Source organism: Vibrio sp. 10N.239.312.D08 (genome assembly GCF_041466145.1).
Taxonomy (GTDB): domain Bacteria; phylum Pseudomonadota; class Gammaproteobacteria; order Enterobacterales; family Vibrionaceae; genus Vibrio; species Vibrio crassostreae_C.
In genome coordinates this window covers 156,731-180,128 of the sequence record NZ_JBFSSD010000004.1, presented here as the reverse complement: position 1 = coordinate 180,128, position 23,398 = coordinate 156,731, and the positions used below count along the sequence as shown (strand labels likewise).

Genomic DNA, 23,398 nt, shown 5'->3' with positions numbered 1-23,398 from the left:
ACTGAGCCCGTAGAGGACTTTCACCTCCTAGATCAACGCCATGCTCGGCGCACCATAAAAAAGCCCACTCCGAGGAGTGGGCTTTGAGCATTTATATCCGCATATCAGCGATACACTTTAGGCGATTAAGCTTGAGAAGCTTTAACCTGAGCGTGTAGCTCTTGAACTGAAGTTACTGACGTTTTCGCGTCTGCAGTGTGCGCCATACAAGTCGCGAATGCAGCATTTAGCGTAGTCGTGTAGTTAACTTTCTCAGCAAGTGCACCACGACGAAGAACTTTAGAATCTTCAATCGCTTGACGGCCAGCTGCAGTGTTCACGATGTACGTATACTCGTTGTTCTTGATACGGTCAAGAATGTGAGGACGACCTTCGTGTACCTTGTTTACTAGACGTGGGTTGATGCCCGCTTCGCCAAGGATAACCGCAGTACCGTGAGTTGCGTCTAGCTGGTAACCAAGCTTAGATAGTTTAGATGCTAGGTCAACAACACGCTCTTTGTCGCCTTCGCGAACAGAAAGAAGTGCACGACCGCCTTCTGGGTAGATGTTACCACAACCCAATTCAGCTTTAGAGTATGCTTCTGCGAACGTCGCACCAACACCCATAACTTCACCAGTAGAGCGCATTTCTGGGCCTAACAGTGGGTCAACACCAGGGAACTTGTTGAATGGAAGTACAACTTCTTTCACTGAGTAGTAAGGTGGGATGATTTCTTTCGTAAAGCCTTGAGACTCTAGAGATTGACCCGCCATTACACGAGCGGCAATCTTAGCGATTGGCGCACCAGTTGCTTTAGATACGAATGGAACCGTACGTGCTGCACGAGGGTTAACCTCGATTAGGTACACTTCATTGTTCTTAACAGCAAACTGCGTGTTCATCAGACCACGAACACCCAACTCGAACGCTAGCTTTTCAACTTGCTCGCGCATTACGTCTTGGATTTCTTGGCTTAGCGTGTATGCAGGAAGAGAACATGCTGAGTCACCAGAGTGAACACCCGCTTGCTCGATGTGCTCCATAATACCGCCGATTACAACGCGCTCACCGTCACAAATCGCATCTACGTCTACTTCAACAGCGTCATCTAGGAAGCTATCAAGTAGTACTGGAGATTCGTTTGATACGCTAACTGCTTCGTTGAAGTAGCGACGTAGGTCTTGCTCGTCGTATACGATTTCCATCGCACGACCACCAAGTACGTAAGAAGGACGTACAACAAGTGGGAAGCCGATTTCACGAGATTTCTCTACCGCTTGCTCCATTGTTGTTACTGTCGCGTTTTCTGGTTGAAGTAGGCCTAGACGGTCTACAGCAACTTGGAAACGCTCACGGTCTTCTGCACGGTCGATTGCGTCTGGGCTAGTACCGATGATTGGTACGCCAGCAGCTTCAAGAGCACGAGCCAGTTTAAGTGGTGTTTGACCACCGTACTGAACGATAACGCCTTTTGGTTTCTCAACGCGAGCGATTGCTAGTACGTCTTCCAGAGTTACTGGTTCGAAGTACAGACGGTCAGACGTATCGTAGTCTGTAGAAACAGTCTCAGGGTTACAGTTAACCATGATAGTTTCGTAGCCATCTTCGCGCAGCGCTAGTGATGCGTGTACACAACAGTAGTCAAATTCAATACCTTGGCCGATACGGTTTGGACCGCCGCCTAGAATCATGATTTTTTCTTTGTCTGTTGGGTTTGCTTCACACTCGTCATCGTAAGATGAGTACATGTAAGCCGTATCTGAAGAGAACTCAGCCGCACACGTATCTACACGCTTGTATACCGGGTGGATATCGTATTGGTCACGTAGACGACGGATTTCGCTTTCCGCTACACCTAGAATCTTAGATAGGCGCGCATCAGCAAAACCTTTACGCTTAAGCTTGTTTAGCTCGTCTTTATTTAGACCAGCAAAGCCTTTCGCTTTAAGTTCTTGCTCTAGCTTAACGATGTCTTCGATTTGAACTAGGAACCAACGGTCGATTTGCGTTAGGTTGAATACACCATCTACCGACATACCAGCACGGAATGCGTCAGCGATGTACCAAATACGCTCTGCGCCAGCTTCTTTAAGTTCGTGACGGATAGTCGTTAGAGCATCTGGTGCGTCTAGGTCTACCATTTCGTCAAAACCAGTCGCGCCAACTTCTAGGCCGCGAAGTGCTTTTTGTAGAGATTCTTGTTGGTTACGGCCGATAGCCATAACTTCACCAACCGACTTCATTTGCGTCGTTAGGCGGTCGTTAGCACCTGCAAACTTCTCGAAGTTAAAACGAGGAATCTTAGTTACTACGTAGTCGATTGTTGGTTCGAATGATGCTGGAGTTGCGCCGCCAGTGATGTCATTCATTAGCTCGTCTAGCGTGAAACCAACAGCCAGTTTCGCTGCAATCTTAGCGATTGGGAAACCTGTTGCTTTAGAAGCTAGTGCAGAAGAGCGAGATACACGTGGGTTCATCTCGATGATAACCATACGGCCATCTTTCGGGTTGATACCAAACTGTACGTTTGAACCACCTGTTTCAACACCAATCTCACGCAGTACTGCTAGAGATGCGTTACGCATTAGTTGGTATTCTTTATCTGTCAGCGTTTGAGCTGGAGCCACAGTGATTGAGTCACCTGTGTGAATACCCATTGGGTCGAAGTTTTCAATCGCACATACGATAATGCAGTTGTCGTTTTTGTCACGAACCACTTCCATCTCGTACTCTTTCCAACCGATAAGTGATTCATCGATAAGAAGTTCATTAGTTGGAGATAGATCCAAACCACGACGACAGATTTCTTCAAATTCTTCTTTGTTGTAAGCGATACCGCCACCAGTACCACCCATCGTGAACGATGGACGAATGATACAAGGGAAGCCAACCATGTCTAAAACTTTGTAAGCTTCTTCCATCGTTTTCGCTGTATCAGCAGTTGGACACTCAAGGCCAATTGCTTTCATTGCTTTATCGAAGCGTGAACGGTCTTCTGCTTTATCGATAGCGTCAGCCGTTGCACCAATCATTTCAACACCGAACTCTTCAAGAACGCCGTGCTTTTCTAGGTCTAGAGCACAGTTCAATGCAGTTTGGCCACCCATAGTAGGTAGAACTGCATCAGGCTTCTCTTTAGCGATGATGTTACGCACAACTTCCCATTGGATAGGCTCGATGTAAGTTGCATCTGCCATGTCTGGGTCAGTCATGATTGTCGCTGGGTTCGAGTTCACAAGAATAACTCGGTAACCTTCTTCGCGAAGCGCTTTACAAGCTTGAGCACCAGAGTAATCGAACTCACATGCTTGGCCGATAACGATCGGGCCAGCACCTAGAATAAGAATACTTTTAATGTCAGTACGTTTTGGCATTGTCTACTACTCCGAATTACGCTGTGTGCTGTTTGATTAGTTCAATAAAGTGGTCGAATAACGGCGCTGCGTCTTCTGGACCTGGGCTCGCTTCAGGGTGACCTTGGAAGCTGAATGCTGGTTTGTCTGTACGGTGAATACCTTGTAGAGAACCATCAAATAGTGATTTGTGCGTTGCACGTAGTGTCTCTGGAAGGGTTTCTTCGTCAGCAGCAAAGCCGTGGTTTTGCGAAGTAATCATCACAACATCACGATCTAAATCTTTAACCGGGTGGTTTGCGCCGTGGTGACCAAACTTCATCTTCACTGTCTTAGCGCCTGACGCAAGAGCAAGAATCTGGTGACCTAGACAGATACCGAAGATTGGTAAGCCTTTTTCTAGGAACACTTTTGTCGCTTCAATTGCGTAAGTACATGGTTCTGGGTCACCAGGGCCATTTGAAAGGAAAACACCGTCTGGGTTCAGAGCAAGTACTTCTTCAGCTGAAGTCTCAGCAGGAACAACCGTTAGGCGGCAGCCGCGGTCAACAAGCATTCGTAGGATGTTTCGTTTTGCACCGAAGTCATAAGCAACAACGTGGTATGGCAATTCTGAGTCTGCTTTCGCTTCAGGAAGTCCACCCGTAAGCGTCCACGAACCTTGTTTCCATTGATACGCTTCTTTTGTTGTAACTTCTTTCGCAAGGTCCATACCTTTCAGGCCAGGGAATTCTTTTGCTTTAGCTAGAGCCAAAGCTTCGTCTAGGTTTCCGTCGTTTACTGAAGAGCCAGCTACAATACAACCGTTCTGTGCGCCTTTTTCACGAAGAATACGCGTCAACTTACGAGTATCAATATCAGCGATACCAACAACGTTTTGCGACTTAAGGTAATCAGAAAGGGATTGTTCATTACGGAAGTTAGAAGCGATTAGAGGGAGATCGCGAATCACAAGGCCTTGAGCGTGGATTGAAGAAGATTCTTCGTCTTCGGAATTGGTTCCGGTATTGCCAATGTGAGGGTAAGTAAGGGTAACGATTTGTTGAGAATAGGAAGGATCAGTGAGGATTTCTTGGTACCCCGTCATCGAGGTATTAAAAACGACTTCACCAACTGCAGAACCTACAGCGCCAATGGCTTCACCGTGAAATACTGTCCCATCTTCTAGGACGAGTAGTGCTGACTTCTTCAAGACAACCTCCAGAAATAAAAATGCATTAAAATTGATTTAATTTGCAAATCTACCTTCCTGCAACACCAAAAACTGCGTGTTTATGGAAATTAGACAAATTGGCGGTATTTTAGTGATCTGCGTGATACGTGTCAACATTTAACTCAAAAGAAATTAAACATTTGTAAGGACTAATTCAATTTACCCCCTCAAAGCTCCAAAAGTTCAACTTTCATGCGCATTTAGCTCGAATATTACGATTTTCTAATTTTCACTCCTCATTTTAGCCAACCATAGAGTGATAAAAATATCAGCAACAAAACGCAATCGATAAATACCAAGAGAAAACATGACAATTTAAAGATCTAAAACAAAAAACACACCAAAGACCACATAAACAGCATAGAAATGGAGTCAAAAAGGCGATAAGAAGAAAGTAGAAGGAAGATCGGAGAAGTGAGATTACTAAGGAAAAGGCACCAAATAAAGAAAGCGCCGGCAATTGCCAGCGCATAAATATCTATTTATAGGTCATTCAAACCAAGCACATCCGTCATGGTATAAAAGCCTGCTGGTTTATCATTTAACCAAACCGCGGCCTTGATTGCGCCATTAGCAAAGGTCATTCGATCAGTGGCTTTATGGGTAATTTCCACTCGTTCACCGATATCAGCAAACATAGCGGTGTGTTCACCAATAATGTCACCGGCACGAATCGTCGCGAAACCAATCTCATCTTTAGTGCGCTCGCCAGTAATACCCTCGCGTGACCAGACAGCTACATCGTTCAGCTCGTTGCCCATAGCACCCGCAATAGCTTCGCCCATACCAATCGCAGTACCTGACGGTGCATCGACTTTATGACGGTGATGAGCCTCAACGATCTCGACATCACAGTAATCGCCCATCACTTTAGCGGCCTTCTCTAGCAGCTTAAAGACCAGGTTCACACCAACGCTGTAGTTAGGTGCCATTACGATAGCCATCTCTTTTGAAGCAGCATCAATCACCTGCTTCTCTTCTTCAGAGAAGCCCGTTGTACCGATGATCAGTTTTTTACCGTGACGTTTACAAAGTTCAATATTCGCTAATGTGCTAACAGGGGCAGTAAAATCGACAATCACATCAAACTCTTCGATGGCTTTAGACAAATCATCGACTAAAGCAACATCAAAACGACCTTCACCGCATAACTCGCCGACATCTACGCCGACCAAAGATGACTCTGGACGCTCTGAACCAGCTCCAACACTTGCTTCTGAATTATGATGAGCGGCTTTCACCAAGTTGCGGCCCATGCGGCCCGCTGCTCCTGCAATTGCAATTCTTACCACTGCGAATATCTCCATTGTTTTGGTTACCGTTGCCACTTATCTCTTGCAGCAACGTTCAATCGATTAATCTCTTTAAACTAACAACAATCTCAAACTCAGGCTAGCAATTACGAAAACTCTTTTATTACTCGCTCTAAAATTGGCACATTTGCCTCTGGGAAGGCGTATTGATTCAATGATTCTAGGCTTACCCATTCACCTTGCTGACCTTCTTTACCATAAGGCTGCTCTTCAAAATCAGTCACGAGAATGAAATCGAACTTAAGTGACTTATCCGTGTAATCAAATTCAAGATGCTCAAACAGAGACTGCTCGGTCACCTTGATACCGACCTCTTCATCAAGCTCGCGAGTCATCGCTTGCTCAATAGTTTCGCCCTCTTCAACCTTGCCACCTGGAAATTCCCAGAAGCCACCTTTGTGCTTGTCATCTGGACGCTTAGTGATAAAGACCTGTGACTTATCTTGATTGAAGATAATACCCGCTACGATATGGATTCTTTTCATTGATGGTGTTCCTTAATAAAACGCTGAACTCACATAGTCCCTAAATACGTCATCCTCAAGAAAGAGGAACGACTGAGTTGGGGATCTAAAACTACGCGAGCCTAACTAAACAAGATCCCCTACTACGCTCACTCCTCGCTATAGGGAATGACAACTTCCTTGCGTAACAAAGTAAGCCATGAAATTTACATACAAAAAGAGCCGCCTAAGCGACTCTTTATATTCTATTTGTCAGTTTTATGAAGCTAAGTTGTAGTGTATGAGAGCAAGGCGGTGGCACGGAGCTTACGACTGTAAGTGAGTACCACCAACGCAGCTATCATGCGCTACAGCAACGATTCATTAAACTTACGCGATTTTACCGTGACACTGCTTGTACTTCTTACCGCTACCACATGGGCATGGCTCGTTACGGCCAACTTTACGCTCGTCACGCACTACCGTTTGTGGAGATGCCGCTTCAGCTTCATCGTCAGCTAGCTGGTTTTCAGCTGTTGCATGTTGCGCTTGTGCACGACGCGCCGCTTCTTCAGCTTGAGCTTGACGTTGAGCTTCCATCTTTTCAACTTCTTCTTGTTGCTGAACGCGCACTTTAGAAAGGATGGTAACAACGTCTGTTTTCAGTACATCTAGTAGGCCTTCAAACAGTTCAAACGACTCGCGCTTGTACTCTTGTTTCGGGTTCTTCTGAGCATAACCACGTAAGTGGATACCTTGACGAAGGTGATCCATCGCAGCCAAGTGCTCTTTCCAAAGGCCGTCTAGCGTTTGTAGCATCACAGATTTCTCGAAGTTACGCAGTACTTGAGCACCAACCACTTCTTCTTTCTGTTTGTACGAATCAACCGCCATAGCAAGAATACGCTCACGCAATGCTTCTTCATAAAGCTTGTCGTCTTCGTCTAACCAACCTTGAATATCAAAGTCTAGATCGAAGTCATTCTTCAGACGATCTTGCAGACCCGCGATATCCCACATATCTTCAAGAGACTGAGGTGCGATGTATTCATCAATCACTGATGCCAATACATCTTCACGGTTGTGTTCGATCATCTCGCTGATATCGTCAGAGCTCATCAGTTCATCACGAAGCTCATAAACCACTTTACGTTGGTCATTGGCTACATCATCGTACTCAAGAAGCTGCTTACGAATATCGAAGTTACGACCTTCAACTTTACGTTGTGCTTTTTCAATTGAGCGAGAAAGCATCTTAGATTCGATCGCTTCGCCTTCGTCCATACCACTTTGGATAAGACCAGCCATACGATCCGATGTGAAGATACGTAGCAGAGAATCTTCCATTGATAGGTAGAAACGAGAAGAACCCGCATCACCTTGACGACCAGAACGACCACGTAGCTGGTTGTCGATACGGCGAGATTCATGACGCTCAGTACCAATGATGTGCAGACCACCTGACTCAAGCACTTTATCGTGGATTACTCTCCAGTCAGCTTTGATCTTCTCGATCTGCTCTTTGGTTGGATTCTCTAGCTTCTCAACTTGTGCCTGCCAGCTACCACCTAATACGATATCGGTACCACGACCAGCCATGTTAGTTGCGATAGTTACCGCACTCGGCATACCAGCTTGTGCAACGATCTCTGCTTCCATTTCGTGGAATTTAGCATTTAGAACGCTGTGCTTAATTTTTGCTTTTTTCAGTGCGTTAGACAGTAGTTCAGACTTCTCGATAGAAACCGTACCAACCAATGATGGCTGACCAGCAGCTACACGGTCTTTGATGTCTTCAATGATCGCATTGAACTTGTCTTCTTCGGTACGATAAACCACATCTGGCATATCGTTACGAACCATAGGCTTGTTGGTTGGGATAACCACTGTTTCTAGGCCGTAGATAGACTGAAATTCGAAAGCTTCTGTATCGGCTGTACCTGTCATACCTGACAGTTTTTCGTATAGACGGAAGAAGTTCTGGAATGTAATCGATGCTAGCGTCTGGTTTTCATTCTGAATCTTCACACCTTCTTTAGCTTCAACAGCTTGGTGTAAACCTTCAGACCAACGACGACCTGGCATAGTACGACCAGTATGTTCATCAACGATAACCACTTCGCCTTCTTCAGTAACGATGTAGTCGACGTCTTTCTCAAACAGTACGTGTGCACGCAGCGCTGCATTAACATGGTGCAATAGGCTGATATTAGTTGGAGAGTAAAGCGTGTCACCCTCTTCCATCAGGCCGTTTTTGACCATTAGCTCTTCTACAAATTCTTGACCGTTTTCAGTCAGGTGAACCTGTTTCGATTTCTCGTCCATGGTGTAGTGACCTTCACCACGGTACTCTTCAGAATCTTCTTTATCTTGGCGCTCAAGGTTAGGGATCAACGTGTTAATACGCGTGTAAAGATCTGAACTATCTTCAGCTGGGCCAGAGATAATAAGTGGAGTACGAGCTTCATCGATTAAGATTGAGTCAACCTCATCGACAACAGCAAAGAAGCGCTCACGTTGAACACGATCTTCAGCACGGAAAGCCATGTTGTCACGTAGGTAATCGAAGCCAAACTCGTTGTTTGTTCCGTATAGGATATCCGCTTGGTACGCTTCTTTCTTCTCTGGTGGAGCCATGTTTGGCACGTTTACGCCAACAGTCATACCAAGGAATTCAAATAATGGGCGGTTTGTTTCCGCATCACGCTTCGCTAGGTAGTCGTTCACCGTTACTACGTGAACACCTTTGCTAGGTAGGGCGTTAAGATAAGCTGGTAGGGTTGCTGTAAGAGTCTTACCTTCACCAGTACGCATTTCTGCAATTTGGCCAGCATTTAGAACCATGCCACCAATCATTTGCACGTCAAAGTGACGCATGCCGTAAACACGCTTAGACGCTTCACGTACCGTAGCAAATGCTTCAGGTAGAAGTTGGTCTAGCGATTCACCTTTATCTAAGCGCTCACGAAATTCAACCGTTTTTGCTTTTAGTTCTTCGTCTGAAAGTGCTTCAAACGTTGGTTCGAAGTTATTAATTTCTTTTACAATTTTTCTAAGGCGGCGCAGTGTTCTGTCATTGCGACTGCCAATTACCTTTGTCAGCAGCTTAGTAATCATGTGCTTGGAATCTCTTCGTTCTCAGATCGTCCGCGATCTATTTTAAATGCCGTCAGTGTCTCTACTAGCTATGAACTAGTCTTCAGTTACTAACCAAGGATACTGAGATAAATCTAGTATCTTTGATATTGTACTTGAGAGTAGAGTTTTCAAGGCTTGAGTTAAAATTAATGCCCTTTAGTGTAAGTAATTTTCACACCAACAACCATTTATAACCCCATTTGTTTGATGTGCTTGGAACTTTTCTTTCTAATTGCTGATGGATTAGCCAGACTGCAGCTCATTGGGAGACAACTTTCGGATGTTGACGACACTGTATCTGGAAAATAGATACAAAAAAACCAGGTCAATGACCTGGTTTTCGAAATCTTATATTGCTGTAAACAACAATTACGCTAGAACCATTCCTGGCTCAGCAAATGCAACAGGAGAGCCTACTTCTTCTTCGAATGTTGCCCACTCCCAAGCTTCTGCGTCAGCAAGTACTGCACGTAGTAGTTGGTTGTTTAGGCCGTGACCTGATTTGTATGCACGGAACTCACCAATAATAGCGTGTCCACACATGTACAAGTCACCAATCGCGTCTAGTACTTTATGAGTTACGAACTCATTGTCAAAACGTAGACCTTCTTCATTAAGAATTCGGTATTCGTCCAGTACGATAGCATTATCAAAGCTACCGCCAAGTACTAGGTTTTGAGATTGTAGATACTCAATGTCGCGCATGAAGCCGAAAGTACGAGCGCGAGAAATTTCTTTCACAAAACCTTGTGAAGAGAAATCAAACAACAAACGTTGCTCATCAGATTCAATAGCTGGGTGGTTAAAATCGATCTCAAAGTCCATACGGAAGCCGTTAAATGGAACAAATTCTGCCCACTTATCGCCATCTTCAAAACGGATAGGCTTTTTGATACGAATAAAACGCTTCGCTGCATTCAGTGTTTCTACACCCGCTTGCTGTAGCAAGTATACGAATGGGCTTGCGCTACCATCCATAATTGGGATCTCAGGTGCATCTACTTCAACAATAATGTTGTCGATGCCCATACCCGCTAAAGCTGCGTTAAGGTGTTCCACTGTAGAGATACGTACGCCTTCGTCATTAACAAGAGCTGTACATAGCATAGTGTCACGAACTGACGCTGGATCAGCTGGGAAATCTACAGGTGGATTTACATCTGTACGACGATAAACAATACCTGTATTTGCAGCTGCCGGGCGAAGAGTAAGTGTGACTTTACGACCAGAGTGGAGACCCACACCAGTTGTTTTCACAATTTCTTTCAGAGTACGTTGTCTGATCATCTGCTTGCCTCGTTATCAGTGCTACAAATCACGGTCAGTATTTACCGACCGCGAATTTTACCATTAATTCGACAATAGTCAAATTTTGGGTATTTGTTAATCAGCCTGACGTCGTAAGAATGCTGGAATATCTAAGTATCCACTCTCTTTCTCAGCCTTAGGTGCTGCACTTTGGCTAGCGCCTGTACCTGAAGAAACAGGTGACGTTGTTGGCTGCGGCTTAACTTGAGGTTTAACCTCAGTTTTTTCTTGCAATGGTTGTGCCACTTTCTCTTCCACTTTTGGTGCAGTTTGAGCCGCTACCTGTGGTTGAGGAGTTGGTGCAACCTTAGCTTTACCACCAGCAACTAATGTAATGTCTGGTTTTTTCTCTGTGCCGATACCTGTTGCTACAACAGTTACACGGATTTCATCCGTCATATCAGGGTCTAGAGAAGTACCAATCACAACTGTTGCGTTATCAGATGCGAATGCCTTAACTGTATTACCTACTGTTTCGAATTCATCTAGACGCATATCTAGGCCAGCTGTGATGTTCACAAGAACGCCACGTGCGCCAGCTAGGTCGATGTCTTCTAGTAGTGGGCTAGAAATTGCCGTTTCAGCAGCTTCTTCAGCACGGTCTTCACCTTTTGCGATACCGCTACCCATCATTGCATGACCCATCTCAGACATTACGGTGCGAACATCCGCGAAATCGACGTTAATCATACCAGGGCGAGTAATTAGCTCAGCGATACCTTGTACAGCGTTTTTAAGTACATCATTGGCACTTGCGAAAGCTTCTAGCAGAGTTACGCCGCGGCCAAGTACTTTAAGTAGCTTCTCATTTGGAATCGTAATTAAAGAATCCACATGTTTAGAAAGCTCTTCAATACCTTGCTCAGCAAACGCTAAACGTTTTTTGCCTTCAAAGCTAAATGGCTTAGTTACAACAGCAACCGTTAGCACACCCAACTCTTTCGCAACTTCAGCAATAACTGGAGCAGCACCTGTACCAGTACCACCGCCCATACCAGCTGCGATAAATACCATATCGGCGCCAGTTAGAACTTCTTTAATTCTTTCTCGATCTTCGAGAGCTGCATCACGGCCTACTTGTGGGTTTGCACCAGCGCCCAAACCTTTAGTGATATCACCACCAATTTGGATCACGCTGCTCACGCTTGTTTTACGAAGTGCTTGTGCATCAGTGTTAACACTGATGAATTCTACGCCTTCGATTGATTCACGTACCATGTGCTCAACAGCGTTACCGCCACCGCCACCAACTCCAACGACTTTAATTACTGCATCGTCAGACATTTCCATCATCGGTTCAAACATGTGTTATCTCCGTTTTTTCCTGCAACTCAGGTTAAAACTCTTTTTGTATCCAATTACGCAATTTGCCAAATAAACCAGACATAGAAGGTGCTGAACGCTTAGGTTCGCTGTAATCACCTTCATCACTGATCTGACAATCTCTTGCGTAATGAAGTAAACCAACCGCCGTAGAATGATACGGCTCTTTAACATAGTCAGTTAAGCCACTAACTTCTAACGGCTTACCAACTCGAACTTGATTGCGGAAAACACGTTCCGCACACTCTACCAATCCGTCAATTTGTGCCGCTCCACCAGTGAGAACGACGCCAGCTGCAAGGTGGTGTTTAATACCTTCATCTCGTAGCTGTAATTGAACCGTATCAATAGTTTGGTTAACGAGACCCATAAGTTCAGTGTAACGTGGTTCAATCACTTCCGACAAAGTTTGTCGTTGCAAACTTCTCGATGGGCGACCACCAACACTTGGGACGTTAACAGAGTCATCCTTGCTTACGAGTTCACTCAGAGCGCAACCATGGTTTACTTTTATCTCTTCAGCATCGCTCACTGGCGTGCCGAAAGCGAAGGCAATATCACTGGTTACTGCATTTCCTGCGTAGGAAAAGACTTCTGTGTGTCGAAGTGCGCCGCCAGTCCAAATGGAAATATCCATTGTACCCGCACCGATATCGACAACACATACTCCAAGCTCTCTCTCGTCTTCAGTAATTACCGCATTGCTTGAGGCAAGTCCTGAAAACACGATTTGTTCTACTGTGAGACCACATCGTTCAACAGCTTTAATAATGTTTCTCGCCATGTCGCTATGGCAAGAAATTAGGTGAACACTGACTTCCATTCGAACACCAGATAAGCCAAGTGGGTTCTTAATCCCTTCTTGATAATCAATGGTAAATTCTTGTGGGATCACGTGCAGAATTCTCTGCTCATCACCTATTTTAATTGATTTCGCGGTATGGATCGCTCGATCCATATCGTCTTGAGACACCTCTTCATCAGAGATAGTGCCCATGCCTTTTTCAATTCGGCTTGCGATATGTTTACCCGATAGCGAGATAAATACATTGCTGATTTGGCATTCCGCCATCAACTCTGCTTGATCAATAGCTCGCTGAACCGACTTAACTACCGACTCTAGGTCGTTTACACCACCTTTATCCATACCTCTGGATGGGCTTTGCCCAGAACCAATGATATTGATTTGACCATCAGGCAATATTTCACCAACCAGAGCTGATATGGTCGCAGTGCCTATATCAAGACCAACGATTATGTTGTCATCTGCGGTCTTAGTCATCTGTGCTCTCTTCTAACTCTTGCTCTGGAAACCAGCCTACAGCGGCTCCCGTATCATACCTGAGGTCGATGTAGCTCACTTGATTCGCTTTACTACCAAGTTCGTTGTAAAGCGAAATGAAGCGTTCAACACGCTCATCTAAAGAATCTTTACCTAGTTCTAAACGGATACCGTTATCTAGGATTATTTGCCAAGCGCGACGCTCATTGAGAACGAGAGAGGTAACGGTTAACCCTAGACTGTTAATCAAAGGGGTTATCTGTCGCCACTTTTCTATCACTTCTTGGCTGGTGCCGTCTGGGCCGTAAAGCTTAACTCTATCGCCCTTCAACAGGCCGATATCACCATTAAACACCTGACCATCGTCATTCAGCAGCATGTTACCGTTCCAGATTGCTGCCGCATGGTACTCAGTCAAAAATACTTTTATTGTGTCTGGCCACTGCTTACGAATGGAGACCACTGAAACCCAAGGTAACGCTTCTAAACTGTCTTGCAACACACCGATGTCTTGCGACATGAAGGTTCCAATGTGCTCTAGCTCGCTAAAGGCATGTTGAACATCACCAGCGGTTACGTAAGTTAAGTCGCCTTGAAGTACTATTTTGGAGAGAGGCAATCGCTGATCGTCCCACATCCAAGTTAGTGTGGTATAGAAAAGAAACCCAATGAATAGCAATACCATGACAAAAAAAGACCCGCCTAAGGCGTGTTTCTTGAGCGACGGTAAACTGAATAGGTGGCGGTTTTCGCTAAAAGTACTTTCTACCAAAGCCCGCATTCCCTGTCGTTGGTTCGCAATTCTATTCCCTATCTTCGTAATAGAGGTAAAAGCACTTACTTTAACCTATGAATTATACTGAGCAAAATCAAACTATCAAACGTTGATAATAAGATTTTTGGTCAATTTTAGGTCAATCGCAAGAAGTGAGCGATTGACCACAGTCTGTAGACAGTATTCTGTTACGCGTTCTGCATTTTATTAATGTCTAACTGTAACGATTCCAACTGCTTCGCTACTCGACCAACATCGCCTGCACCCTGCGTTAAAACAAGGTCACCGCCTTGAATTACGTTGGCTAAAGCCGATGGCAGTGCGTTGATATCGGCAACAAAGATTGGGTCTATCTTACCACGCCCACGAATAGTTCGACTTAATGAACGTCCGTCAGCCCCTGCAATAGGTTTCTCACCTGCAGAATAAACATCTAACAGAATTAGGACATCAACCTGCTCAAGAACGTTCGCGAAATCATCATACAGATCGCGAGTACGGCTATAACGGTGCGGTTGGAAGATCATAACAAGACGTTTATCAGTCCAGCCACTACGAGCAGCTTGAATCGTCACATCAACTTCGGTTGGGTGATGACCGTAATCATCGACCAGCATTGCAACGCCTTTACCTGTTTCATACTCACCTAGGTGATCGAAACGGCGACCCGTGCCTTCCGTTCCCGCCATCGCTTTGAGAATCGCTTCATCGCTGATGTCATCTTCTGTTGCAACAGCAATCGCCGCGGATGCATTCAATGCATTGTGACGACCTGGAATGTTTAACGTGATATCAAGGTTAGCTTTACCTTCACGTACCACTGTGAATTTGCCTTGCTGGCCTTCTTGTACGTAGTTCTCAATACGAATATCCGCATCTTCAGAGAAACCGTAAGTAATCACCTGGCGACTTACCTGAGGAATAAGCTCACGCACTACTGGATCATCAACACACATCACAGCCTGACCGTAGAATGGTAGGTTGTGTAAAAAATCAATAAACGTCTGCTTTAGCGTTTCAAAATCGCCGCCGTAGGTATCCATATGATCCGCTTCAATGTTAGTTACGATACTAACCATAGGTTGCAGATGTAAAAATGAAGCATCACTCTCATCGGCTTCAGCGATAAGAATACGGCTTGAACCTAAACGTGCGTTAGTGCCAGCACTTTTAACCAAACCACCGTTTACGAAGGTTGGATCTAGGCCGGCTTCCGAGTAAATCTGTGTCACTAGCGCAGTCGTGGTTGTTTTACCGTGCGTACCTGCCACAGCAATACCGTGACGAAAACGCATCAGCTCAGCCAGCATTTCTGCACGACGAACGATCGGTGTGCGCGCTTCACGAGCTGCAATAATTTCTGGGTTTTCTTCGTTGATAGCGGTTGATACCACCACCACACTTGCGTCGGCAACGTTACTCGCTTGGTGACCGATATAAACGGTCGCACCCTTGCTAACTAAACGATCAGTCACTGGGTTTTGAGCAATATCAGAACCCGTGATCTGGTAGCCTTCATTTAGCAAGACTTCAGCAATCCCGCTCATTCCGGCACCACCAATACCAATGAAGTGGATAGATTTAACACGGCGCATCTCTGGCACCATTGCACGGATTTGCGCTAAGTCTTGGGTATGTTCAATCGTCATCAATTCAATCTCATTATTTTGCTAAAGCTTTAATCGCTTCAGCGACGGTCACATCAGCATCAAGCTTGGCGGCTTGACGAGCTTTTGTTGCCATCATTTTTAATTCATTTCTATCAAGCTGCGTGATAGTGTTCGCTAGCTTATCAGCCGTTAGTTGAGGCTGTTCAATCATTAACGCTGCGCCACATTCAACTAAATGGTCGGCATTCAACGCTTGTTGTCTGTCTTTGTGCATAAACGGAACGAAGATAGAACCGACACCTGCCGCAGACACTTCTGATACGGTTAATGCACCTGAGCGACACACTAATAGATCTGCCCACTCATAAGCTTGCGCCACATCATCAATAAATTCAGTCACTTGAACATTACCAACAGAATGTGATTTGTATTGCTCAATAACTTGTTGTTGATTGTTCTTACCCGCTTGGTGCATCACAGTGAAGCCTTCACCAAGCTGCGCCATCGTTACTGGCAAGGTATCGTTTAGGATTTTTGCGCCCTGACTGCCGCCCATAACCAAGATGCGGATGTCACCATCACGCTCAGCCATGCGTTGCTCGGGTTCAGCTAAGGCAACCACATCTTCGCGTACTGGGTTACCCACCACTTCTGCGGTAGGGAAAGCACCAGGGAAAGCTTGGAAAACCTTTTTAGCAATCTTAGACAGCCATTGGTTGGTTAAACCTGCCACTGCATTTTGTTCATGGAGAACCACTGGAATGCCAGACAACCATGCCGCGATACCACCCGGGCCACTCACGTAGCCACCCATACCAAGTACCACATCAGGCTGCCATGCTTTGATGTGTTGCCTTGCTTGAAGTATGGCATTAATAATCTGGAACGGCGCTTTAATTAACTTGCTAATGCCTTGACCACGCAGGCCTTTCACTTTGATGAAGTCGATTTCAATGCCATGCTTTGGCACTAAATCCGCTTCCATTCTGTCTGCTGTGCCTAACCAGCGAATTTCCCAACCTTGTTGCTGAAGCTTTTTCGCTACTGCTAACCCTGGGAAAACGTGACCGCCAGTACCACCAGCCATCACTAAAAGTTTTTTGTTTTGTTTCATCACGTTAGATTCTTATTCTACTAATTCGTTTTGACTATCAGCTTGTTCTTTTTGTTGCATTCGGCATTCGTGGTCAATGCGCAGCAGCATTGATACCGCCACAGACATAACAATTAAACTCGAACCACCATAACTGATTAGCGGTAGGGTTAGACCTTTGGTCGGAACGATGCCAGATGCAGCACCTACGTTAACAAGCGTCTGAAACGCAAACCAAATACCAATACCAAAAGCCAGATAGCCGCTGAACACTTGATCGTGTTCAAAGGCTTTTTTACCTATCAGAATGGCTTTTAACACCAAGCTGAAGATCAACATTAATACTAAGGTAACACCGACAAAGCCAAGCTCTTCAGCCAACACAGCAAATACAAAATCGGTATGCGCTTCTGGTAAGTATTCGAGTTTTTGAATCGAGTTACCAAGCCCTTGCCCCATCCAATCACCACGGCCAAACGCCATCAATGACTGAGTTAACTGGTAACCACTGCCGAACGGGTCGTTCCAAGGTTCCCAGAATGAGGTAACACGTCGAACACGATAAGGTTCTATAACAATCAAACCGACGACCGCGGCAATACCTGCCACCATCAAGGCGATAAACTGTGAAAGCTTGGCACCAGCAATGAATAGCATGCCGAACAGGGTCACTAGCATTACGACCACAGTACCTAAATCGGGCTGGCCTAGCAGCAGCACGGCAAAAGCGCCGAATACCATGATCGGTTTACCAAAACCACCGAAGAAGGTTTTTCTCACTTCATCTTGCTTCCGAACCAAGTAGCCCGCCATAAAGATAAACAGCGATAACTTGGCGACTTCAGCGGGTTGTAAGTTAAATAGCCCCAATGGGATCCAACGCGATGCGCCGTTAACCGACTTACCGACGGCTAATACCACAATCAGCAAGAAGAAGGACAAGCCCAGTAGATACATACTGTATTGAAACCAGCGTTGCATCGGGATTTGCAATATGACGCTAGAGACACCTAACGCCAATACAAGGAAGATGGCATGACGGAACATAAAGTGAAACGGCTGATCGGTTAAACGAGCACTGATGGGGAACGAAGCAGACGTCACCATCACCAAACCTGTCAGCATTAGCCCAAGAGCAATCCACACCAATTGACGATCGTAAAGCGCCTCGGGAGTAGCACGGTTTAGCCACTGCCAGATGGATTGATTAATCTCTTTGACTCTTTGCACTGAATGTTAGTCCTTCAACACGTTAAGCATACTCATGAGCAAGCTCAGTGAACGCATCACCTCTTGCCATGAAATTATTAAATTGATCGAAGCTTGCGCACGCCGGAGACAGCATCACCATATCTCCAGCCACCAGCTGTGGCGAGATAGATTCGATTATCTGCTGCATGGTATCGAACTTTTGTGCCGATGGGTGCAGAGGCATGAATTGATCTGCATCTTCACCGAAACAACACAGCTGAACACGCTCAAGTTGCGCCAATACTGGTTCAAGCTCACTAAAGTCAGCACCTTTACCAACGCCGCCAACCAAAAGATATAACGTACCTTGATACTCCAACCCAGACAGGGCTGCCAATGTGCTGGCTACATTCGTTGCTTTGGAGTCATTAACCCATTTGATTTCGCGCTTGTCAGCCACGACTTGGCAACGATGCGTCAAACCGTTATAGGCCTTCAAAGCATCAAGACTTTTGCTGTAGTCGATACCAACTTGCTTCAATAGTGCAAGTGAGACTAACGCATTCGCCACATTGTGACGTCCAACCAATGTTAAATCTTGGGTAGCAAGGACAGGTTTACCGTGATCGACCAACCACTCAGTACTATCAATCGTTGATACACCAAACTCTTGGTTATCTAGGCCAAAAGTCAACAATGGCATTGTCTGGTCAGGGTAAGTCTCTTTGTCTTCACGATTAACAGTCGCACACTGCGCGTTATTAAAGATTCTTAACTTGGCCTCACGGTAATCAGCCATGCCTTGATAGCGATCCATATGATCTTCAGACAGATTTAAGAATGCCGCAGCGGCAAGTTTTAAATTCGATGTAGTTTCTAACTGAAAACTTGAAAGTTCAAGGACATATAACTCCGCATCAAGTTCTAGAAGGTCTAGGGCAGGAATGCCAATATTGCCGCCAACGCCAACATTAAGCCCAGCAGCCTTAGCAAGCACACCAGTCAGATCAGTCACGGTACTCTTACCGTTTGAACCAGTAATCGCCACAACAGGCTTATCTACAGCCCAACCAAACAGCTCGATGTCGCCAACGACAGGCGTACCCGCTTGAAGCACATCTTGAATTTCAGGTGTCGCTAAAGCAATGCCTGGGTTAGCAACCACCAGATCAGCCTCAGCTAGCCATTGGCTATTCCAGCTTCCAGAATGCAGCTCAACCGACTCAGGCAAAGATTCCTTTCCTGGTGGTAGCTCTCGCGTATCAATTACCTTTACGCAAGTATGGGGCTGATATTTTACGAGATGTTTAACGACAGAGAGCCCGGTAATACCGAGCCCCACAACCACTACATTTTGAATATTTTGCCAACGTTCCATTTAAACAAGATGCTCTTAATAGTTTTAAAGAGCCCCTATTCAGAGGCTCATACAGGATTAACGAACTTTCAGTGTCGCTAGGCCAACCAGTACTAATACCATTGAGATTATCCAAAAACGCACGATAACACGCGGCTCTGGCCAACCTTTAAGTTCATAGTGGTGGTGAATCGGTGCCATGCGGAAAATACGCTGACCACGCAATTTGTAAGAGCCCACCTGCAGAATCACTGACAGAGTCTCCATTACAAACACACCACCCATGATCACTAGTACCAACTCTTGACGAACGAGTACCGCAATCACACCTAACGCACCACCCAATGCTAGAGAGCCAACATCGCCCATGAATACTTGTGCTGGGTAAGTGTTAAACCATAGGAAGCCAAGGCCTGCACCAACGATAGCAGTACATACCACCACCAGTTCAGAGGTGTATGGGATGTATGGAATGTGTAGGTATGCTGCAAAGTTAACGTTACCTGTCGCCCAAGCGATAACAGCAAAACCCGCAGCAACCATAACCGTTGGCATAATCGCCAAGCCATCTAGGCCATCAGTTAGGTTTACCGCGTTACTGGTACCCACAATAACAAAGTAAGTTAGAACAATGTACAGTAAACCAAGTTGTGGCATCACATCTTTAAAGAAAGGCACCACTAATTGTGTCGCAGCAGTGTCTTGCCCATGAGCATACAGAGCAAACGCCACAACCAATGCAATAGCCGATTGCCAGAAGTACTTCCAACGCGCAATCAAGCCATCAGTGTTCTTACGAACGACTTTACGATAATCATCAACAAAACCAACTGCACCGTAACCGCCTAGCACGACAAGTACGGCCCAAACGTAAGGGTTTGATAAGTCAGCCCAAAGTAAGACCGTAATGATGATCGCAGCAAGGATCATCACACCACCCATGGTTGGTGTACCACGCTTACTGAAGTGAGATTCTGGGCCGTCATTACGAACAACTTGGCCAATTTGCAGCATTTGCAGACGCTCAATTAAACGAGGTCCCATCCACAGCGACAGACATAAAGCCGTCAAAATGCTCGCGATTGCACGAAACGATAAGTATTCGAACAAACGGAAAAAAGAAAAGTGTGGCTGTAGTAGCTCTGCAAGCCAAATTATCATGAAAAGTTCTCCTTTAAAGCAGCGGCTATTTTACTCATTCCTGCACTATTGGCGCCTTTTACCAACAAGGTATGTGGCGCGTTTTCTGGCAAGCTCAAGTGCTGCTCTATGTGCGCGATCATCGCTTCATGCGTTGCAAAGTGAGTGCCGTTACACACTTCACTAATCACCTTGGTATCATCACCGTAAGTGAGTACATGCTCAAAAGCGAATGGGGCAGCATATTCACCGACTTGACGGTGAAGTGCAAGGCTTTCATCGCCTAACTCAGCCATATTGCCTAAAATCAACCAACGCTGACCTTTGAAGCTCGACAACAATTTAGCTGCAGCCTTCATTGCCGGTACACTGGCGTTGTAACTGTCATCTATCAGCTTGATATTCTGACTTAATTGTTGAACCTCAACTCGGCCTTTAACTGAGATAAGATTCGCTAAACCGCTTTTAATTTCTGCAAGCGTGGCACCGAATTGAATGCTCAGTGCTGCTGCGGCTAATGCGTTGGCTACATTGTGCTGACCAATAATGCCAAGTTCGACATCGATAGCGCCTTGCGGGGTCTGCATATCAAAGCAAGCTTCACCCTGCTCGTTGATGCGAATATTCGTCGAAAAGTAATCCGCCGTGTCATCACTTTCAGAAAAGGTCAGTACGTTTTTGTCTGCAAGCACATCTTTCCAGAAGTCACCACCATTGCTCTCTAGGTTAACAATAGCAGTATCACCAGCAGCAAGCCCCTGAAAAATTTCGCCTTTCGCTTGTTTAACACCATCAATTGAGCCAAAGCCCTCTAGATGCGCGGCAGCAACGTTATTCACTAAGGCCACCTGTGGTTTCACAAGCTGCGTGGTATAGGCAATTTCACCAATGTGGTTCGCGCCCAGTTCTATCACGGCATAGTCGTCATTGGGTTCACTGCGCAGCAAGGTTAGTGGTACTCCAATATCATTATTGAAGTTACCCGCTGTAAACAGCACTTTGCCACGTTGTTGTAGAATACTCGCGACCATCTCTTTGACGGTCGTTTTGCCACAGCTTCCTGTTATCGCCATGGTTGGCACGTTACATTGTTTGTGGATCCAAGCACTTAGCTGACCTAAAGCAAGTTTAGTGTCTTCAACAACAACTTGAGTAATATTTAGGTCAAGTTTTCGTTGAACTAATAACGCACTCGCATTGGCCTCAACAGCCTGACCACAAAAATCATGCGCATCAAAACGTTCACCTACGAGAGCAACAAACAGTGCACCTTCTTCAACGGTGCGAGTATCGGTAGAAACCGCATTGATCAAACTATTGCTCGATTTGCCAGCCTCTATCAGCTGACCACTGACCACGGAGCAGATCTGCTCGAGTGATACATCAATCATTATGAAATACCTAAAAGTTGTAGTGCTGACTCTCGATCCGAATAGTGGATCGTTTTGTCTTTTAATACTTGGTAATCCTCATGGCCTTTACCAGCCAGAAGAATAATGTCGTTATTACCCGCCTGCTCTAGAGCAAACTTAACCGCCTGAAAGCGATCGTGTTCAACAAAGGCGACTTCAGGCTCACTTAAACCTGCCAGCATGTCTTTAACAATCAATGCCGGGTCTTCACTGCGAGGGTTGTCATCTGAAATAATAATGTTATCGGCGAACTGCTCTGCGGTAACCGCCATCATAGGGCGCTTGCCTGTATCTCGATCACCACCGCAGCCAAAGATTGCCCATAGCTTTCCAGAGCAATGTACACGTAGTGCTGCCAATGCTTTCTCTAATGCGTCAGGTGTATGCGCGTAGTCGACAACCACTTTCGCTTTGTTTGGTACTTGGAACAATTCCATGCGACCAATAACAGGTTGCAATTGAGGTGCTGTGTCGATCAAGGTTTGCTTGTCGATGCCTAGTACAAGTAGGGTCGCGAAAGCAACCAATACATTTGATGCGTTGAACTGGCCAATTAAAGGAACAGACAGTTGTCCCTGCCCCCAGCTACCATCAAAAGCGAGTTTGATACCCGTCTCTGCATAAGCAACATCCGATGCCCATACTGACTGCTGGTAGCCCGATAACGGAAGCAATGACACAGCTACTGCATTGGACAGATCAGCCATCCAAGCTTTACCGACTTCATCATCAACATTAATCACAGCGTGCTTACACTTATGCTGAGTAAACAAGCTCTTCTTAGCCAGAGCGTACTCTTGCATCGTGCCGTGGTAATCCAAGTGGTCACGGCTCAAGTTAGTAAATACACCAGCCTCAAAATCCAATGCCTTAACTCGGCCTTGAACCAAACCATGAGACGAGATTTCCATCGCGGTATAAACAGCGTTTTCTTCAGCCAACTCACTCAGCGTACGTTGTATTTCAATCGCACTACCGGTCGTATTCGCCGCCGTTTTAAGGTTGTCTAGAAAACCGTTACCCGTGGTGCCCATTACCGCAGAGCGTTGGCCGACTAAATCTAGCCACTGAGCAATCAATTGGGTGATAGTGGTTTTGCCATTGGTGCCGGTAACACCAATCAGCTTAGTCGCCTGAGACGAGTAAACACGACCGGCCAACTCAGATAACACCAAGTTAAGGTCTTTAATGTAAACAACCGGAACAGCATCCAACCACTCAATCAGACCATGGGCCTTTTCAGCATCAGCTTGTGCGATAACGGCATTGGCTCCCTGTGAGACCGCTTTGTCAATGAAACGACGGCCATCAACAGCATGCCCAACTACAGCAACAAAAATATCGCCGTCTTTGATGGCACGACTATCCAACTCCAACTGTTCAACGGCAATCGCATCCAGCTCAGGTGAACTAAAGTCACTCCAAGGAGAAAGTAAAGATGACAGCGTGAGGCTATTACTCATAT

16 protein-coding genes are annotated in these 23,398 nt (G+C 45.7%); all 16 read right to left on the bottom strand.

From position 1 onward, the window contains the following. Nucleotides 1-125 precede the first annotated feature (125 nt). Nucleotides 126-3,356, bottom strand: a complete 3,231-nt coding sequence (gene carB, locus AB6D58_RS04065; RefSeq protein ID WP_017059294.1) for a carbamoyl-phosphate synthase large subunit — start codon at nucleotides 3,354-3,356, stop codon at nucleotides 126-128. A gap of 16 nt (nucleotides 3,357-3,372) precedes the next feature. Continuing rightward, nucleotides 3,373-4,527, bottom strand: coding sequence for a glutamine-hydrolyzing carbamoyl-phosphate synthase small subunit (carA, locus tag AB6D58_RS04060; RefSeq protein ID WP_010434758.1), 1,155 nt, complete (start codon nucleotides 4,525-4,527; stop codon nucleotides 3,373-3,375). Nucleotides 4,528-5,030: 503 nt separating this feature from the next. Continuing rightward, nucleotides 5,031-5,855 carry a 4-hydroxy-tetrahydrodipicolinate reductase gene (gene dapB, locus AB6D58_RS04055; protein ID WP_020628676.1) on the bottom strand — a complete coding sequence of 275 codons (825 nt, stop codon included), beginning with the start codon at nucleotides 5,853-5,855 and terminating at the stop codon, nucleotides 5,031-5,033. A 92-nt stretch (nucleotides 5,856-5,947) separates the two neighbouring features. Continuing rightward, nucleotides 5,948-6,346, bottom strand: coding sequence for an 8-oxo-dGTP diphosphatase MutT (gene mutT, locus AB6D58_RS04050; RefSeq protein WP_017062897.1), 399 nt, complete (start codon nucleotides 6,344-6,346; stop codon nucleotides 5,948-5,950). A 348-nt stretch (nucleotides 6,347-6,694) separates the two neighbouring features. Beyond that, complete coding sequence (gene secA, locus AB6D58_RS04045; protein ID WP_017059292.1) at nucleotides 6,695-9,421, bottom strand: preprotein translocase subunit SecA; 2,727 nt, start codon at nucleotides 9,419-9,421, stop codon at nucleotides 6,695-6,697. Nucleotides 9,422-9,811: 390 nt separating this feature from the next. Then, nucleotides 9,812-10,729, bottom strand: a complete 918-nt coding sequence (gene lpxC / locus AB6D58_RS04040; protein ID WP_010434751.1) for a UDP-3-O-acyl-N-acetylglucosamine deacetylase — start codon at nucleotides 10,727-10,729, stop codon at nucleotides 9,812-9,814. Nucleotides 10,730-10,825: 96 nt separating this feature from the next. Continuing rightward, on the bottom strand, nucleotides 10,826-12,055 hold the full coding sequence (ftsZ, locus tag AB6D58_RS04035) for a cell division protein FtsZ (RefSeq protein ID WP_017059291.1): 1,230 nt from the start codon (nucleotides 12,053-12,055) through the stop codon (nucleotides 10,826-10,828). A 31-nt stretch (nucleotides 12,056-12,086) separates the two neighbouring features. Beyond that, a complete protein-coding gene (gene ftsA / locus AB6D58_RS04030; protein WP_010434747.1) occupies nucleotides 12,087-13,355 on the bottom strand; it encodes a cell division protein FtsA in 1,269 nt (422 codons plus the stop codon). Further along, the gene (locus AB6D58_RS04025) at nucleotides 13,348-14,040 is read right to left on the bottom strand and encodes a cell division protein FtsQ/DivIB (RefSeq protein WP_017059290.1); all 693 of its coding nucleotides are present in this window, start codon (nucleotides 14,038-14,040) and stop codon (nucleotides 13,348-13,350) included. The genes ftsA and AB6D58_RS04025 overlap by 8 nt, the downstream gene beginning before the upstream one ends. A 278-nt stretch (nucleotides 14,041-14,318) precedes the next feature. Beyond that, a complete protein-coding gene (murC, locus tag AB6D58_RS04020; protein WP_017059288.1) occupies nucleotides 14,319-15,779 on the bottom strand; it encodes a UDP-N-acetylmuramate--L-alanine ligase in 1,461 nt (486 codons plus the stop codon). Between the two features lie 13 nt (nucleotides 15,780-15,792). Beyond that, on the bottom strand, nucleotides 15,793-16,854 hold the full coding sequence (gene murG / locus AB6D58_RS04015) for an undecaprenyldiphospho-muramoylpentapeptide beta-N-acetylglucosaminyltransferase (protein WP_017059287.1): 1,062 nt from the start codon (nucleotides 16,852-16,854) through the stop codon (nucleotides 15,793-15,795). A 12-nt stretch (nucleotides 16,855-16,866) separates the two neighbouring features. Continuing rightward, complete coding sequence (gene ftsW / locus AB6D58_RS04010) at nucleotides 16,867-18,063, bottom strand: cell division protein FtsW (protein WP_065584711.1); 1,197 nt, start codon at nucleotides 18,061-18,063, stop codon at nucleotides 16,867-16,869. Between the two features lie 22 nt (nucleotides 18,064-18,085). Further along, nucleotides 18,086-19,402 carry a UDP-N-acetylmuramoyl-L-alanine--D-glutamate ligase gene (gene murD / locus AB6D58_RS04005; RefSeq protein ID WP_372098068.1) on the bottom strand — a complete coding sequence of 439 codons (1,317 nt, stop codon included), beginning with the start codon at nucleotides 19,400-19,402 and terminating at the stop codon, nucleotides 18,086-18,088. Nucleotides 19,403-19,459: 57 nt separating this feature from the next. Further along, nucleotides 19,460-20,542, bottom strand: coding sequence for a phospho-N-acetylmuramoyl-pentapeptide-transferase (mraY, locus tag AB6D58_RS04000; RefSeq protein WP_017059284.1), 1,083 nt, complete (start codon nucleotides 20,540-20,542; stop codon nucleotides 19,460-19,462). Further along, on the bottom strand, nucleotides 20,539-21,912 hold the full coding sequence (gene murF, locus AB6D58_RS03995; RefSeq protein WP_372083351.1) for a UDP-N-acetylmuramoyl-tripeptide--D-alanyl-D-alanine ligase: 1,374 nt from the start codon (nucleotides 21,910-21,912) through the stop codon (nucleotides 20,539-20,541). Before murF ends, mraY begins: the two co-directional genes overlap by 4 nt. Then, nucleotides 21,912-23,396 (bottom strand): UDP-N-acetylmuramoyl-L-alanyl-D-glutamate--2,6-diaminopimelate ligase, encoded by a 1,485-nt coding sequence (gene murE / locus AB6D58_RS03990; protein ID WP_102332770.1) that lies wholly within the window; start codon nucleotides 23,394-23,396, stop codon nucleotides 21,912-21,914. The genes murF and murE overlap by 1 nt, the downstream gene beginning before the upstream one ends. Nucleotides 23,397-23,398 lie beyond the last annotated feature (2 nt).

Coding starts and splice junctions, on each gene's coding strand:
- carB (WP_017059294.1), bottom strand. CDS start 3,356: ATGCCAAAACGTACTGACATTAAAAGTATTCTTATTCTAGGTGCTGGC.
- murF (WP_372083351.1), bottom strand. CDS start 21,912: ATGATTGATGTATCACTCGAGCAGATCTGCTCCGTGGTCAGTGGTCAG.
- ftsZ (WP_017059291.1), bottom strand. CDS start 12,055: ATGTTTGAACCGATGATGGAAATGTCTGACGATGCAGTAATTAAAGTC.
- ftsA (WP_010434747.1), bottom strand. CDS start 13,355: ATGACTAAGACCGCAGATGACAACATAATCGTTGGTCTTGATATAGGC.
- secA (WP_017059292.1), bottom strand. CDS start 9,421: ATGATTACTAAGCTGCTGACAAAGGTAATTGGCAGTCGCAATGACAGA.
- AB6D58_RS04025 (WP_017059290.1), bottom strand. CDS start 14,040: ATGGTATTGCTATTCATTGGGTTTCTTTTCTATACCACACTAACTTGG.
- murE (WP_102332770.1), bottom strand. CDS start 23,396: ATGAGTAATAGCCTCACGCTGTCATCTTTACTTTCTCCTTGGAGTGAC.
- murG (WP_017059287.1), bottom strand. CDS start 16,854: ATGAAACAAAACAAAAAACTTTTAGTGATGGCTGGTGGTACTGGCGGT.
- mutT (WP_017062897.1), bottom strand. CDS start 6,346: ATGAAAAGAATCCATATCGTAGCGGGTATTATCTTCAATCAAGATAAG.
- lpxC (WP_010434751.1), bottom strand. CDS start 10,729: ATGATCAGACAACGTACTCTGAAAGAAATTGTGAAAACAACTGGTGTG.
- mraY (WP_017059284.1), bottom strand. CDS start 20,542: ATGATAATTTGGCTTGCAGAGCTACTACAGCCACACTTTTCTTTTTTC.
- murD (WP_372098068.1), bottom strand. CDS start 19,402: ATGGAACGTTGGCAAAATATTCAAAATGTAGTGGTTGTGGGGCTCGGT.
- dapB (WP_020628676.1), bottom strand. CDS start 5,855: ATGGAGATATTCGCAGTGGTAAGAATTGCAATTGCAGGAGCAGCGGGC.
- murC (WP_017059288.1), bottom strand. CDS start 15,779: ATGACGATTGAACATACCCAAGACTTAGCGCAAATCCGTGCAATGGTG.